Source organism: Nocardioides sp. Z22_16, from assembly GCF_058134365.1.
In genome coordinates this window covers 322,735-336,963 of the sequence record NZ_JBYTTI010000001.1, presented here as the reverse complement: position 1 = coordinate 336,963, position 14,229 = coordinate 322,735, and the positions used below count along the sequence as shown (strand labels likewise).

17 protein-coding genes are annotated in these 14,229 nt (G+C 72.9%); 10 read left to right on the top strand and 7 right to left on the bottom strand.

Features of this window, described 5'->3' with window-relative positions; genetic code table 11:
* Nucleotides 1-99: 99 nt before the first annotated feature.
* The 3 genes from AC3X7R_RS01615 (at nt 100) to AC3X7R_RS01605 (ending at nt 3,059) form a co-directional block, all read left to right on the top strand.
* Nucleotides 100-828, top strand: a complete 729-nt coding sequence (locus AC3X7R_RS01615) for an alpha/beta fold hydrolase (RefSeq protein ID WP_489963798.1) — start codon at nt 100-102, stop codon at nt 826-828.
* A gap of 32 nt (nt 829-860) precedes the next feature.
* Nucleotides 861-1,553, top strand: a complete 693-nt coding sequence (locus AC3X7R_RS01610; RefSeq protein WP_489963797.1) for an aspartate/glutamate racemase family protein — start codon at nt 861-863, stop codon at nt 1,551-1,553.
* A 90-nt stretch (nt 1,554-1,643) separates the two neighbouring features.
* A complete protein-coding gene (locus tag AC3X7R_RS01605) occupies nt 1,644-3,059 on the top strand; it encodes a matrixin family metalloprotease (RefSeq protein WP_489963796.1) in 1,416 nt (471 codons plus the stop codon).
* A gap of 33 nt (nt 3,060-3,092) precedes the next feature.
* Here AC3X7R_RS01605 and AC3X7R_RS01600 read toward each other — a convergent pair whose 3' ends face one another.
* Nucleotides 3,093-3,893 (bottom strand): SDR family NAD(P)-dependent oxidoreductase, encoded by an 801-nt coding sequence (locus AC3X7R_RS01600; protein WP_489963795.1) that lies wholly within the window; start codon nt 3,891-3,893, stop codon nt 3,093-3,095.
* Nucleotides 3,894-3,912: 19 nt separating this feature from the next.
* Between AC3X7R_RS01600 and AC3X7R_RS01595 the strand changes: the two genes are divergently transcribed.
* From AC3X7R_RS01595 to AC3X7R_RS01580, 4 genes are all read left to right on the top strand, one after another.
* Nucleotides 3,913-4,815, top strand: a complete 903-nt coding sequence (locus AC3X7R_RS01595) for an RNase H family protein (RefSeq protein ID WP_489963794.1) — start codon at nt 3,913-3,915, stop codon at nt 4,813-4,815.
* Nucleotides 4,816-4,907: 92 nt separating this feature from the next.
* The gene (locus AC3X7R_RS01590) at nt 4,908-5,276 is read left to right on the top strand and encodes a hypothetical protein (protein WP_489963793.1); all 369 of its coding nucleotides are present in this window, start codon (nt 4,908-4,910) and stop codon (nt 5,274-5,276) included.
* A gap of 178 nt (nt 5,277-5,454) precedes the next feature.
* Entirely contained in the window at nt 5,455-6,693 is a 1,239-nt protein-coding gene (gene mshA / locus AC3X7R_RS01585) for a D-inositol-3-phosphate glycosyltransferase (protein ID WP_489964303.1), read from the top strand.
* Nucleotides 6,690-7,208, top strand: a complete 519-nt coding sequence (locus AC3X7R_RS01580; protein ID WP_489963792.1) for a type III secretion system chaperone family protein — start codon at nt 6,690-6,692, stop codon at nt 7,206-7,208. Before mshA ends, AC3X7R_RS01580 begins: the two co-directional genes overlap by 4 nt.
* Here AC3X7R_RS01580 and AC3X7R_RS01575 read toward each other — a convergent pair.
* The 3 genes from AC3X7R_RS01575 to AC3X7R_RS01565 all read right to left on the bottom strand — a co-directional run bounded on the left by AC3X7R_RS01575 (nt 7,153) and on the right by AC3X7R_RS01565 (nt 10,006).
* The gene (locus tag AC3X7R_RS01575; protein WP_489963791.1) at nt 7,153-8,130 is read right to left on the bottom strand and encodes a DMT family transporter; all 978 of its coding nucleotides are present in this window, start codon (nt 8,128-8,130) and stop codon (nt 7,153-7,155) included. The genes AC3X7R_RS01580 and AC3X7R_RS01575 overlap by 56 nt on opposite strands.
* A gap of 65 nt (nt 8,131-8,195) precedes the next feature.
* On the bottom strand, nt 8,196-8,873 hold the full coding sequence (locus AC3X7R_RS01570; protein ID WP_489963790.1) for a response regulator: 678 nt from the start codon (nt 8,871-8,873) through the stop codon (nt 8,196-8,198).
* Nucleotides 8,870-10,006 carry a sensor histidine kinase gene (locus AC3X7R_RS01565; protein ID WP_489963789.1) on the bottom strand — a complete coding sequence of 379 codons (1,137 nt, stop codon included), beginning with the start codon at nt 10,004-10,006 and terminating at the stop codon, nt 8,870-8,872. Before AC3X7R_RS01565 ends, AC3X7R_RS01570 begins: the two co-directional genes overlap by 4 nt.
* 121 nt (nt 10,007-10,127) lie before the next feature.
* Between AC3X7R_RS01565 and phoU the strand changes: the two genes are divergently transcribed.
* Nucleotides 10,128-10,778, top strand: a complete 651-nt coding sequence (phoU, locus tag AC3X7R_RS01560; protein ID WP_489963788.1) for a phosphate signaling complex protein PhoU — start codon at nt 10,128-10,130, stop codon at nt 10,776-10,778.
* A gap of 22 nt (nt 10,779-10,800) precedes the next feature.
* Here the strand turns inward: phoU and AC3X7R_RS01555 are convergent, their stop codons facing one another.
* Nucleotides 10,801-11,544, bottom strand: coding sequence for a phosphoglyceromutase (locus tag AC3X7R_RS01555; RefSeq protein WP_489963787.1), 744 nt, complete (start codon nt 11,542-11,544; stop codon nt 10,801-10,803).
* A gap of 10 nt (nt 11,545-11,554) precedes the next feature.
* Entirely contained in the window at nt 11,555-12,070 is a 516-nt protein-coding gene (locus tag AC3X7R_RS01550; protein ID WP_489963786.1) for a copper chaperone PCu(A)C, read from the bottom strand.
* Between the two features lie 248 nt (nt 12,071-12,318).
* Here AC3X7R_RS01550 and AC3X7R_RS01545 point away from each other — a divergent pair, with 248 nt between their 5' ends.
* Both AC3X7R_RS01545 and AC3X7R_RS01540 read left to right on the top strand, forming a co-directional pair.
* Nucleotides 12,319-12,804: a CarD family transcriptional regulator gene (locus AC3X7R_RS01545; RefSeq protein WP_489963785.1), complete on the top strand. Its 486-nt coding sequence runs from the start codon at nt 12,319-12,321 to the stop codon at nt 12,802-12,804.
* 103 nt (nt 12,805-12,907) lie between these two features.
* On the top strand, nt 12,908-13,525 hold the full coding sequence (locus tag AC3X7R_RS01540; RefSeq protein WP_489963784.1) for a 2-C-methyl-D-erythritol 4-phosphate cytidylyltransferase: 618 nt from the start codon (nt 12,908-12,910) through the stop codon (nt 13,523-13,525).
* Here AC3X7R_RS01540 and AC3X7R_RS01535 read toward each other — a convergent pair.
* Nucleotides 13,488-14,228, bottom strand: coding sequence for an IspD/TarI family cytidylyltransferase (locus AC3X7R_RS01535; RefSeq protein ID WP_489963783.1), 741 nt, complete (start codon nt 14,226-14,228; stop codon nt 13,488-13,490). The genes AC3X7R_RS01540 and AC3X7R_RS01535 overlap by 38 nt on opposite strands.
* Nucleotide 14,229: the final 1 nt, after the last annotated feature.

The window sequence follows — 14,229 nt, the reverse complement described above, 5'->3', positions numbered from 1 at the left end:
TCGCCGACCAATCCGGAAGCAGAACGTCCGGAATCGCGCCTACGGTGGCGGAGACGAGCCGGGGCGTCCGGCCGGAAGCACAGCGTGGGAGGAATCGACATGAGGATGCTGCTGATCCCGGGGCTCTGGCTCGAGGCCACGGTGTGGCGGGAGGTGGTGCCGGCGCTGGCGGAGCTCGGGATCGAGGGGGTGCCACTGACCCTCCCGGGTCAGGGGGACGGGGACCCGACCGCGACCTACGAGGACCAGGTGCGCGCGGTGCTCGACGCCGTCGACACCGCCGCGGCCTCGGGCGACCCGGTCGTGGTGGTCGGGCACTCGGCCGCCAGTGCCCTGGCCTGGGTGGCCGCGGACGCGCGCACCGACCGGGTGGCCGGAGTCGTGATGATCGGCGGGATGCCGGTGGCGGACGGCGGCGAGTACGCGAACTGGTTCGAGGCCTCCGACGCGATGATCCCCTTCCCCGGGTGGCAGCGCTTCGAGGGGCCGGACATCGCCGATCTCGACGAGCCGCTGCGCGACGACCTCGCCAGGCGAGCCGTGGCGTTCCCGGAGGCGGTCGCCCGGGGCGTGGTCCGGCTGCACGACCCGAGGAGGTACGAGGTGCCGACCGTCATGCTCTGTCCCGAGTACTCCCCCGAGGAGGCGCGTGCCTGGATCGAGGCCGGTGAGGTGCCCGAGCTGCCCCAGGCCGCCGACCTGCGGCTGGTGGACCTCGCGACCGGGCACTGGCCGATGGCCAGCAACCCCCGTCTCCTCGCCGCGACGCTGGCGGAGGTGGCGGCGCCGTGGGGCGGCACGACGGGGCGTGAGGCCGGGGTCCGCTGACCCCGGCCGGGCAAACTGGCAGACTGCTCCGCGTGAAGACCATCGGACTCGTCGGCGGCATGAGCTGGGAATCCAGCGCGGTGTACTACAAGCTCCTCAACGAGGGGGTGGAGGAGCGGCTCGGAGGGCTCGCCTCGGCCAGGAGTGTGCTGGTCTCGGTCGACTTCGCCGAGGTCACCGCCCTGCAGCAGCAGGAGCGCTGGGACGACGTGGCCACCATCCTGTCCGAGGCCGCCCGGGGCGCGGAGCGGGCCGGCGCCGACTTCCTCGTGCTGTGCACCACCGCGTTCCACCGGGTGGCCGAGCAGGTCGAGGCCGCGGTGGACATCCCGCTGCTCCACCTCGCCGACGTGGTCGCCGACGCCTGCGCCGAGCACCGTCTGGAGTCGGTCGGCCTGATCGGGACCAGGTTCTCGATGTCGCGGAGCTTCTTCACCGACCGGATCGCCTCGCACGGTCTGGAGGTCGTCGTCCCCGACGAGCGGCACCACGAGACCCTCAACCGGATCGTCTACGACGAGCTCGTGCACGGCAGGGTCGAGGACGACTCCCGCAGGGAGGTCGTCCAGATCGTCGAGGAGCTGTGGGACGCCGGTGCCGGTGGTGTCATCCTCGGCTGCACCGAGCTCGAGCTCCTGGTCCGGCAGGCCGACGTGGAGCTTCCGGTCCTGGGCTGCACCACGCTGCACGTGAAGGCCGCGCTGGAGCTGGCCCTCTCCGACTGACCGGCTGGCGGACACCGAGCACCCGGGCCCGGCCCGTGGGTCAAGGTGTCCTCCGCCGAGGAAGCCTCCACCGACATCAAGGGGTCCGTCTTGCACCTGCACCGACCGGTCGTCGCCGTCCTGGCCGCCGCCGCCGTGAGCCTCCCGCTGCTCGGGACCGCGCCCACCGCGGTGGGGGCGGCCGCCCCCACCGGGGTCACGCTCGAGCTGGCGGAGTCGACGTCGGCAGAGGCACCAGCCGCGCGCCGCGCCCGGGTGACCAAGGTGCAGGCCGGATCGCGCTTCAAGCTCCGCGGCAAGGTGCCGACGCGCCGCGGCGTGAAGCGCACGGTGACCCTCCACGAGAAGTCGGGGCGCAAGCTGCGCAGGCTCGACCGCACCCGGGCCAGCAAGAAGGGACGGTTCAGCTTCGCCGTCCGCGCCGGTAGCAAGCCCCGGGTCCGCACCTTCGTGACGACGGCCCCGCGGGCCCGAGGACTCAAGCCCTACCGGCGGACGCTGAAGGTGCGGGTGGTTCGCAGCACCACGCCGGCCCCGCCGCCCAAGGCGCCGACCGGGATCACCGCCACCGTGACGGTGCCGAGCGCGGTCGCCTACACGACGGCGACGACGGCCTCCGGCCTGGTCACCGGCGTGCCGGAGGGTCGCAGCGTCGTCGTCCAGGGGCAGTTCGGCAACGACTGGCTGCCGCTCGCCGGCACGGTGAGTGCCGCCGACGGCAGCTACGCGGTCTCGCTGCCCAACGACTGGCTGCGCAGCACGCACACCCGGGTGGTGGTGGAGGAGACCGCCGGCGCCCAGCCGGCGTTCTCGGAGCCTGTCGTCACCGCGGTCACGCCGCACTACACCCCTCAGGGCTCGGACCCGACGAACTACACGCTGCTGACGGGGATGCGCCACCGCTTCGACTCCTGCCAGCCGGTGCGCTACCGGGTCAACTACACGCACGCGCCCGCCGGCGCGCGTGAGGCGGTCCAGGAGGCGCTGCGGCACGTCCGTTTCGCGACCGGTCTCACCTTCGTCGACGCGGGCGACACCGACGCCTACTCCTGGCCGGTGGCCGGGCTGCCCGGGATCGACCCGAGCACCACCGACCTGCTGATCAGCTTCGGCGGCCAGCAGCACACCGTGCAGCCCATGACCGGCATCGCCGCCGGCCGCGGCGGGCCCAACCCGGGGTGGTGGGCCATGGACGCCGGTGGGCGCCACGTGCAGATCGACACCGCCGAGGTCTTCATCGACTCCCTCGCCCCCGAGGCGAGCCGGTGGACCCCGCACTTCACGATGGTCATGCTCCACCACGAGATCGGCCACGCGGTCGGGCTCGAGCATGCCAGGGGAGCGGACCAGATCATGTCGCCGTCGTACTCCACCGCGTCGCCGACGTACTTCGGGACCGGCGACCTGGCGGGGCTCGCGCAGGTGGGGTCGCTCTACGGCTGCTCCCGCCTGCTGCCGAGGACCGGGACGTCGTCCCGCGTCGGGGAGCCCATCAGCCTCCCGTGACCGAGAGGGTGCCCGGCCTGCGGGACGCCGCAGTCAGACCCGGTGCACCTTGTGCTGGGCCGCCTGCGCCCGCGGCTTGATCACGATCTCGTCGATGTTGACGTGGGCGGGGCGGGTGACGATCCAGGCGATCGCGTCCGCGACGTCCTCGGCGACCAGGGGGTCCGGGACGCCCTGGTAGACGCCGGCGGCGCGTTCGGCGTCCCCGCCGAACCGCTTGAGGGAGAACTCCTCGGTCGCGACCATGCCGGGGGCGACCTCGCTGATCCGGATCGGCTCGCCGACGAGCTCGAGTCGCAGGGTCTCGGTCATCACCTGCAGCCCGTGCTTGGCCGCGGTGTAGCCGGCACCGCCCTCGTAGGCGATCCGCCCGGCGGTCGAGCCCACGTTGACCAGGACCGCGTCGCCGCTGGCCCGCAGGGCGGGCAGCAGCGCCTGGGAGACCCGCAGCACGCCCAGGACGTTGACGTCGTACATGCTCCGCCAGGCTTCGGGGTCCGCGCTCTCCACCGGCTCCATCCCGATGGCTCCGCCGGCGTTGTTGACCAGGACGGCGAGGCTCCCCGGGCCCCCGTCGTCGCCGCCTCCGGTCAGCGAGGCGACGGTGGCGGCCAGCTCGGCCACCGAGTCGGCGGAGGTGACGTCGCAGGCGACCGGGGTGCCGCCGATCTCCTCCGCCAGGGCCGCGAGGCGGTCGAGGCGCCGGGCGGCGCAGATCACGTGGAAGCCGGCGGCGGCCAGCGCGCGGGCGGTGGCCGCACCGATGCCGCTGCTGGCCCCGGTGACGACGGCGGTGCGGTGCGGGGCGGGGGCAGGTGAGCTCACGGGTCCCATGATGGCAGGATCGCCGCTCGTGACGATCATCGCAGCGGCAGACGGATCGGCCCTCGGCAACCCCGGCCCGGCCGGTTGGGGGTGGTACGTCGACGAGGAGCGCTGGGCCTGCGGCGGGTGGCCGAACGGCACCAACAACATGGGCGAGCTGATGGCCGTCCTCGACCTGCTCCAGCAGAGCGCGCACCTCGACGAGGACCTGCACGTCATCTGCGACAGCACCTACGTGATCAACTCCGTGACCAAGTGGATGGCCGGCTGGAAGCGCCGCGGCTGGAAGAAGGGCGACGGCAAGCCCGTCCTCAACGTCGAGCTGATGAAGGCGATCGACGCGGCGATGGCGGGGCGGAACGTCACCTTCGAGTGGGTCAAGGGCCACACCGGGCACGTCCTCAACGAGCACGCCGACCGGCTCGCCACCGGGGCCGCCCAGGCGTTCAAGGAGGGCGCGGCCCCCGATCCCGGGCCGGGGTTCTCGGGGTCGAGCACCCGGCACCCGGCGGCCGCGCCGGGTCAGGTCGAGGAGGAGCCCGACCTGTTCTCGGGCCTGGGCGAGGTGCCGGACCACGTCCCCTCGCCCGAGGAGGAGGTGGTCGAGCTGGAGCGCGGCCTGCTCCTCGCCGGGGCGCGCGGCGACCGCGCCGCGGTGGCGGCGCTGCTGCACCCCCGGTGGCAGGAGATCGAACCCTCCGGCCGGCCTCGGACGCGCGACGAGCGGCTCGCCGAGATCGCGCCGCTGCCGGCGGAGGAGGAGGAGACGACCCTCGACGTCGTCTCGGTCGAGCAGGTCGTCCCAGACCAGGTGCTCCTGATCTGCCGTACCCTCGGCCCCGACGGGCCGGCACTGCACAGCGCGTGGTGGCTGCGTGCACAAGGAAATTGGGTTCAACGGTTTCACCACGCGACGGCCGAACGTAGGTAAAATGTGACACAGGACGCAGCCGTGTCGCGCACGCGCGCGGCTGGACTGCTCCTCGCACTCTCGCTGCGTTGCCTCACAGGAAGTGGAAATCAATGACAGTACGTCAACTGGGTGGCGGGCTCGGCCTCCTCGGCGGACTCGTGTGGATCGCTCGCTGGCTGTTGGCGCCGGCGGAAGGTCCCGCGGACGTCATGCGCTATGCAGGCCTCGCTCTCGTGCTCCTCGGACTCGTCTGCGTCGGGCTGACCCTGGTGAAGGGGCAGGCCCTGTGGCTCGACGTGGTCGTCGGGTTCGCGGCGCCCGCGCTCTTCTGGGCGGTCTACGAGCTGGTCCGCGCCGAGCTCGAGGAGCCGGCGCTCCTCTTCCACGGGATCGTGGGCGTGCTGTGGGTGCTGGTGGGCATCGGCCTGATCGTGAAGGGGAAGCCCCGCGTGCAGGAGCCTGCGGAGGCCCACGTCTGAGGCCGAGCCACCGAGCGACGCCCCTTGGTCCCCCGTCCCGCGGAGGGCGGGGAATCAACCGGGGTGGGGTGTGCGTTGTGCTCGGCGCGGTCGCGCCGCCCCGCACAGGTCGGGGCCGGATGACGCGTCCGCCTCACTGAGTGGACGACGGAAGGCCTCACGCGTGGACCGGGTGGCGATGATCAGCGTGCACACCTCACCTCTCGACCAGCCGGGGGTGGGTGACGCGGGGGGCATGAACGTCTACGTCCTCGAGCTGGCCCGCAGGCTTGCCCGCCAAGGCGTCGAGGTCGACATCTTCACCCGCGCGACCGCCTCCTCGCTGCCCGCCGTCGTGGAGGCGGCCGACGGCGTCCTGGTCCGGCACGTCGAGGCCGGACCCTTCGAGGGGCTCTCCAAGGGGGAGCTGCCGGCCCAGCTCTGCGCCTTCGCGCGCGAGGTGCTGCGGACCGAGGCGGTGCACCCGAGGGGCCGCTACGACGTGGTCCACTCCCACTACTGGCTCTCCGGGCAGGTCGGGGCGCTGGCCCGCGACCGGTGGCAGGTGCCGCTGGTCCACTCCATGCACACGATGGCGAAGGTCAAGAACGCCGCCCTCGCCGACGGGGACAGGCCGGAGCCGACGGCCCGGCTGATCGGCGAGGAGCAGGTGGTCGCCGCCGCCGACGTGCTGGTGGCCAACACCGACGAGGAGGCCCGCCAGCTGGTGGAGCTCTACGACGCCGAGCCGCGCCGGGTCCAGGTGATCCACCCCGGCGTGGACCTCGGCGTCTTCCGGGGGCGCGACCGTGACTCCGCGCGGCGCGAGCTGGGCCTGCCGCTGGAGGCGCACGTCCTGCTCTTCGCCGGGCGGATCCAGCCGCTGAAGGCGCCCGACGTCTTGCTCCGCGCGGTGGCGACCCTCCTCGAGCTCGATCCGTCGCTGAGGCCCCGGCTGGTGGTCCCGGTGGTCGGGGGTCCTTCCGGCAGTGGCCTGGAGCATCCCGAGTCGCTGGTCCAGCTCGCCCACCACCTGGGCCTGACCGACGTGGTCCGGTTCGTGCCGCCGGTCGACCAGGCCACCCTCTCGACCTGGTACGCCGCCGCCTCCCTGGTGGCGGTGCCGTCCTACAACGAGTCCTTCGGGCTGGTCGCCGTCGAGGCGCAGGCGTGCGGCACCCCGGTCGTCGCGGCCGCGGTGGGAGGGCTGACCACGGCGGTCGCCGACGAGGTGAGCGGCCTGCTGGTCGAGGGACACCGCCCGGCCGACTGGGCGCACGCGCTGCGCAGGGTGCTGGCCGAACCCGGCCTGCACGACCGGCTCAGCGCCGGGGCGGTCGCCCAGGCCGGCCGGTTCGCGTGGGAGCGGACCGCCCGCGAGACTCTGGAGACCTACGGGCGTGCCGCGTCCCTGATGAGGATGGAGGTGCCGGTGTGAGCGACGCAGTCGTGGAGCTGGTCCGTGAGCACCTGAGCGAGAACGAGATCGCGTACGACGAGATCTCGCCGGGGGTCTTCTCCTTCACCCTGCCGGGGGAGAAGAAGCTCCAGACGCCGGTGCGCCTCGACGTCGGCCCGCACGCCCTCGGCGTGCACGCCTTCGTGTGCCGCAACCCGGACGAGAATCACGAGCGCGTCTACCGGTGGCTCCTGGAGAAGAACCTGAGGCTCTTCGCGGTGGCCTTCGCGGTGGACGCGACCGGCGACATCTACCTCGATGCCCGGCTGCCCCTGACCGGCGTGGACGGCGAGACGCTCGACCGGCTCCTCGGCTCGGTGCTCACCTACGCCGACGAGTCCTTCAACTCCATCCTCGAGCTCGGCTTCGCCAGCTCGATCCGCAAGGAGTGGGAGTGGCGGACCTCGCGGGGGGAGTCGACCGCCAACCTCGAGGCGTTCAAGGGCTGGCTGGAGTCCGGGGCCGACCCCGCCACGGACGGCTCACCCGGCTGAGCAGCACGCCGCCGATGCAGAGCACCCCGCCGGCGAAGGCGAGGGCCGGCGGCACCTCGTCGAGCAGGGCCCAGGCGAGCAGCGTCGTGATGAAGGGGACCAGGAAGGTCGACATCGCGAAGCGGCCCGCGTCGGCGTGCGAGAGCGCGTAGGCCCACGTGGTGAAGGCGATCGCGCTGGGGAAGACCCCCAGGTAGGCGATCCACCACAGGTCGGCGGCGCTGGCGTCCCGGACCACCCCGACGAGCTCGAGCGTCCACGGCAGGCACCCGACCATGCCGACCACGTAGTACCAGAAGGTCATGTCGAGCGCGGTCATGCCGCTGCCCAGCAGCCGCTTCTGCGTCAGGACCCCGAGGGCGAAGCCGACCGCGGCGACGACGCCGAGCACCACGCCCAGCACGTCGCCCTCGGCGCTCGCGGAGGAGGCGCGGGCGATCAGGATCACCCCGCCGAAGCCCACGACGAGCCCGGCGACGAGCCATCCGGTGAGGCGGTCGCCGAGGAAGAAGGTCGCCAGCAGGGCGACCAGGATGGGGCCCAGCTGGACCAGCAGGGCCGCCGTGCCGGCGTCGACCCGTCGCTCCGCCTCGTTGAGGGCGACGTTGTAGACCGTGATCCAGCTCAGCCCGCCCACCAGCACCAGGGGCCACTCGGCACGGCGCGGGACCCGGAGCCGGGTCGCCCGCCCGCCGCGGCGTCGTGGCCCACGGGCCTGGAGCCACACCATGACGCCCAGGGCCAGCACCGCCACCACCAGACGGCCGAGGCTGAGCGACCCGGGCGGCACGGTCTCGCCGAGGTGGCGGATCGCCACGAACGCCGAGGCCCAGGTGACCAGCGTGAAGGCGACCGCGAGGAGCGGCAGCCACCCGGCGGTGGCGCGGGGCGTCGCCGCGGGCGGCTTCGTCGGGGTCGTCACAGAAGGACCCTAAGCGGCGCCGGCGCCGTCCGTCGCGCGGGTTTCGGACGCGGCGTCGGGGCGGCTCAGAGGTCCAGCTTGTAGCCCAGCCCTCGGACCGTCACCAGGCGGCGCGGGTGCGACGGCTCGGGCTCGAGCTTGGCGCGCAGGCGCTTGACGTGCACGTCGAGGGTCTTGGTGTCGCCGACGTAGTCCGAGCCCCAGACCCGGTCGATGAGCTGGCCCCGGGTGAGCACCCGGCCCGGGTTGCGCAGGAACATCTCCAACAGCTCGAACTCCTTGAGCGGGAGCCGCTGCTCATCGCCGTCCACGGTCACCACGTGGCGCTCGACGTCCATGCGCACCGGACCCGCCTCGAGGGTGTCGGGGAGCAGCTCGGGCTCCGTGCCGCGGCGCAGCACCGCCCGGATCCGGGCGACCAGCTCGCGGGGCGAGTAGGGCTTGGTGACGTAGTCGTCGGCGCCGAGCTCGAGGCCGACCACCTTGTCGACCTCGTCGTCCTTGGCCGAGACCATGATCACCGGGACGTTGGAGGTCGCCCGGATCTGCCGGCAGACCTCCGTGCCGGGCACCCCCGGCAGCATGAGGTCCAGGAGCACGATGTCGGCGCCCTGGCGGGTGAACTCGTGGAGGGCGGTCGTGCCGTCGGCCGCGATCGCGACCTCGAACCCCTCCTTGCGGAGCATGTAGGCCAGCGCGTCGCTGTAGCTGTCCTCGTCCTCGACGACTAGTACCCGGGTCATCGGATTCCTTCCTGGGGCGGTGCCTGCCGTGGCAGGGAGAGCGTGAACGTGGAGCCCTGCCCCTCCACGGACCAGACGGAGACCTCACCGCCGTGGGTGGCGGCCACGTGCTTGACGATGGAGAGCCCCAGCCCGGTGCCGCCGGTGGAGCGGTGGCGGGCGGGGTCGACGCGGTAGAAGCGCTCGAAGATGCGGTCGATCTCGTCGGGGGGGATCCCGATCCCGTGGTCGATGACCGAGATGTCGACGGCCTCCGCGGTGCCCTTCGCGCTGACCACCACGGAGGTGCCCTCGCCGGAGTACGCGACCGCGTTGGCGATCAGGTTGGAGACCGCCGCGGTCACCTGGCGGGCGTTCCCGCGCACCTCGAGGCCGGGCTCGGCGTCGGTGACCAGCACGATGCGCTTCGCCTGGGCGTCGGTGGCCGAGGTGTCGACCGCCCGGGTGATCGCCTCGTCGACGGAGACGGTCGACTCGTCGTCGACCGGATCGAGGGACTGCAGCCGGGAGAGCTCGATGACCTGGTGGACGAGCTGGGTGAGCCGGTCGCTCTCGACCAGCATCCGGCCCGCGAAGCGCTGCACGGCCTCCGGGTCGTCCGACGCCTCGGCGACCGCCTCCGCCAGCAGCTGGACGGCACCCACGGGGGTCTTCAGCTCGTGGCTCACGTTGGCGACGAAGTCGCGGCGCACGGCCTCCACCCGACGCTCCCGGGTGCGGTCCTCGGCCAGCACCAGGACGAGGCGGGTCCCCAGCGGCGCCACCCGGGCACTCACCGACAGGGGGGCCGACCGGTCGCGCCGCAGGCTCAGCTCGGTCTCGCGGATCTGGCCGTCCCGGCGCACCTGCGCGACCAGCTCGGCCAGCTCGCCGGGCACCAGCCGCTGCTCGCGCACCAGGCCGAAGGCATAGGCCGGTGCGGAGGCCTTCAGCACCCGGTCGTGCTCGTCGACGACCACGGCGCTGCTGCGCAGCACCGAGAGCACCGTGTCGACCCCGGGAGGGACCGCCGGCTCCTCCACCGGGTGGTGGGTGCGCTGCTGGCTGTCGCTGATGTGCCAGGCGAGGACGCCGACCGCTCCGACGACGAGCCCGAGGAGGGCGGCCAGTGCGGCCTGGGTCGTCGGATCCACAAGGCGATCGTAGGCCAGGGGCCGCGCCGCCCCCGCCGCTCCGACGGGGCGTCGGGGACTGTTCACCCGGCGTTCAACTCACGTCGCCGTCCGGACACCTCGCCGGCCTACGGTGACCGGCATGCGCGAGGTCTTCCATGAACAGCTCGACTCCGTCTTCGACGACCTGGTCGACATCTGCCGCCTGGTCAGGACGGCGGTGCACCGGGCCACCCGGTCGCTGCTGACCGGTGACGCGGCCCTGGCCGAGCAGGTGATCTCGGCCGACGCCGAGATCGACCTGGCCCGGGAGCGGGTGGAGGACAAGGCGTTCGCGCTGCTGAGCCTCCAGGCCCCCGTCGCCGGGGACCTGCGCCTGGTCGTCGCGGCCCTGCGGATGGTCACCGAGCTGGAGCGGATGGGCGACCTCTCGGTGCACGTCGCCAAGGTGGCGCGGCTGCGGGCGCCCGCGGTGGCGGTGCCGGAGGCGATGCGTCCGACGGTGACCAGGATGGCCGAGGTGGCCGAGGACATGGTCGCGCAGGTGATCCGGATCGTGGCGGACCGCGACGTCGAGGCGGCGCACTCGCTGGCTCGCGACGACGAGGAGATGGACCTGCTGCGCAGCTCCAGCTTCGTCACGCTGCTCTCCGACGACTGGGAGCACGGCGTGGAGGCGGCGGTGGACGTGGCCCTGCTCGGGCGCTACTACGAGCGGATCGCCGACCACGCGGTCTCGGTGGCCACCCGGGTGGTCTTCGTGGTCACCGGCCGGCCGGTCCTCTCGGAGTGACCCGCTCCGCGCTGGCCTGGGCTCAGCGGCCCTGGTTGGCGACCGCGGCCGCGGCGGCCGCGGCGGCCTCCGGGTCGAGGTAGCGACCGCCGGCGGTGATCGGGCGGAGCTCCTCGTCGAGCTCGAAGACCAGCGGCATCCCGGTCGGGATGTTGAGCCCGGCGATGTCGGCGTCGCTGATCTGGTCGAGGTGCTTGACCAGGGCGCGGAGGCTGTTGCCGTGGGCCGCGACCAGCACGGTCCTGCCGGCCCGGAGGTCCGGCACGATCGCGGACTCCCAGTAGGGCAGGAAGCGGGCGATCACGTCCTTGAGGCACTCGGTGCGGGGCATCTCGTCGCCGAGGTCGGCGTAGCGCGGGTCGCCCGACTGGGAGTACTCGTCCGCGTCGTCGAGCGGCGGCGGCGGGGTGTCGAAGCTGCGGCGCCAGAGCATGAACTGCTCCTCGCCGTACTCCGCGAGGGTCTGCTTCTTGTCCTTGCCCTGCAGGGCGCCGTAGTGGCGCTCGTTGAGCCGCCAGGACCTCTTGACCGGGATCCAGTGCCGGTCGGCGGCGTCGAGCGCCAGGGCGGCGGTGTTGATCGCGCGCCGCTGGAGGGAGGTGTGGACGACGTCGGGCAGCACGCCCTCGTCACGCATGAGCTCACCGCCGCGGACCGCCTCGGCCCGGCCCTTCTCGGTCAGGGCCACGTCGACCCAGCCGGTGAAGAGGTTCTTGGCGTTCCACTCGCTCTCGCCGTGGCGGAGCAGGACCAGCGTGTACGTCATCGTCGACCCCTCAGTGCTCGTCGCCGGTGGAGACCTCGCACACCTCGTCGCCCGCGGGGACGCCGGGGATGTCGGCGTAGTCGCCGCAGGCGGGCCGCACCGGGACATCGAGGGTCACGGTGTCGCCGTGGGAGAACTCCAGGGAGATGTTGACGAAGGAGCCCGGCTCGATGTCGCCCTCGACGGTGACGGGGACGTCGGCGGCGGCGAGGTTGACGAGGCCGCCGGGGGGCACCGTGATGTCCTCGACGCCGGAGAAGGTCAGCCCGTCGAGGCTGCTGATGCCCTCGAGGCTGGACTCCGCGTCGCCGAGGTTGGTCATCGAGGCGACGAAGACGGCTTCGCCGGACTCCGCGGCCACCACGGTGGCGCCCAGCACGTTGACCTGGCCCTCACGGTGGTTGGTGCCGACGGCGGGGGTGTAGTCCCGGTCGGTGGCGTAGTCGAAGCCGCAGGAGCTCAGCACGGGGGCGAGGACGAGCGCGAGGGAGGCCAGCGCGGTCGTACGACGGTGGGGCGTGTGCATGGTGCAGAGCGTAGCGCCGACCGCGCGCGAGGCGACCGCGGGGCCACGGCGTGGGGGGTCCGCGGGCTTCGCGCGGAGGGACGGCGAGGACGGCGGAGCCGGCCGTCCCGGACGTGGCGCCGGTCACCCGCGAACACATGCTCGCGGGTTCTGTCAAGGCGCTACACGCCTCTGACCTGCGGAAACGACAGTCTGAACTGTCTATGTGACGTGCTAGACTAGGGCTCCTTGAAAGGGGAACTCACCATATGACTTTCACCGTGGGCGAAACGGTTGTCTACCCGAATCACGGGGCCGCGATCATCGAGGACATCGAGATGCGGAAGATCAAGGGGGAGGACCGCGAGTATCTGGTCCTCCGCATCGTGGCCCAGCAGGACCTGGTCGTCAGGGTGCCGGCGTGCAACCTCGACCTGGTCGGGGTCCGCGACGTCGTCGACAAGGCCGGTCTCGACCGGGTCTTCGACGTCCTGCGTGCGGCTCACGTCGAGGAGCCGACCAACTGGTCGCGCCGCTACAAGGCCAACCTGGAGAAGCTCCACTCCGGCGACGTGATGAAGGTGTCGGAGGTCGTCCGCGACCTGTGGCGCCGCGAGCGCGACCGCGGCCTCTCCGCCGGGGAGAAGCGGATGCTCGCCAAGGCCCGGCAGATCCTGGTCTCCGAGCTGGCTCTCGCCGAGCGCACCAACGAGGACAAGGCCGAGGCCATCCTCGACGAGGTGCTCGCCTCCTGAGGCGCAGCCCCTGACTCGTGACGAGGCCCCGACGACCACACGGTCGTCGGGGCCTCGTCGTCTCTGCCCCGCCCGTACCGTCTGGCCCTAGGCTGGTCCTGCCATGACTGCAGACCCCTACGACGTCTACGACGACGAAGTGCCGCGCCCCCTCGGTCGCGTGCTCGACGAGGACCGCGGTCCCCTGCCCTACAGCCTCATCCACGCGGAGGCGCTGGTCGCCTGCGCCGCGTGGGCGGCGGGTGAGGCCGGGATCCGGCTGCTCGACCACGGCACCGCGTGGGAGGAGGTGCAGGAGGGCGGCGGCCCTTTGGTGCTCCACGACTCGCTGTGTCCGATGACCCCCTCGGCGTTCCTCGCCGACTGCGTGGAGCGGGCCCGTGAGACCGGCCGGGTGGTCGTCGGCGTCCGGCCGGTGACCGACACGGTCAAGGAGGTGGCCGGCTCGACGGTGGGCCGCACCGTCGACCGGGAGGGGCTTCGCGTGCTCTGCTCGCCGGTGGTCCTGCCGGCCGAGGTGGTCCGCCGCCTGCCCGACCTGCCCGCCACCGACCTGGCGGAGCTCCTGGAGGCGCTGGTCCTGCCGTTGGGCCAGGACCGTGCCACCTGGCTGGAGCTGGTGGACGCCCCGCCGGAGGCCCGACGGGTGCAGGACGCGGACGACGTGAGGGCCCTGGAGCAGCTCACCGCCGGGTCGTCGGCCCGCTCTCCTCTGTCCTGAGCAGGGCCTCGGCCAGCGGCACGTCCTCGGGGAAGGTGACCTTGAGGTTGCGGCCCGACGACGGGACGGCCCGGATCCGCACCGGCCGGCCCCCTCCGACACCGGCGTACCGCTCGACGCAGCTCGCGGTGTCGGCGCCCTGGAAGCCCTCCCGGTCGGCGGCGTCGTAGGCGGCGAGCAGCGCCGCGGCGCGGAACGCCTGGGGGGTCTGCACCGTGCCGAGGCCCCGTGGGGCCACCGATCCGTCGAGGTGCAGCATCGGCGGCGCGGGGACGACCGGGACGGCGCCCCCGTCCTCGGCGGCCGCAGTCAGCAGACGCTCGACCAGGGCGGGGTCGACGAGCGGGCGCGCCCCGTCGTGGATCGCCACCACCTCGACCTCGCCCGACTCCACCTCCGCGCGGAGCACCCGCAGTGCCGCGTGCTCGGAGTCGTGGCGGGTGGCTCCACCGGTCACCAGCAGCACCTCGCGCTCGCCCAGGTGCGGGGAGAGCGCCTCGCCGACCACGGTCTCCTCGCCGGGTCTCACCACCACGACGACCCGACGTACCTCGGGGACGGCGAAGGCGGCCAGCACCGAGTGCGCCAGCACCGGGAGACCCGCCAGGGAGAGCAGCACCTTGTTGGTGGGCACCCCGTCGACGACGGCGCCGACCCGGGAGCCCGCGCCGGCGGCCAGGACGACGAAGGCGGAGGGAGGCACG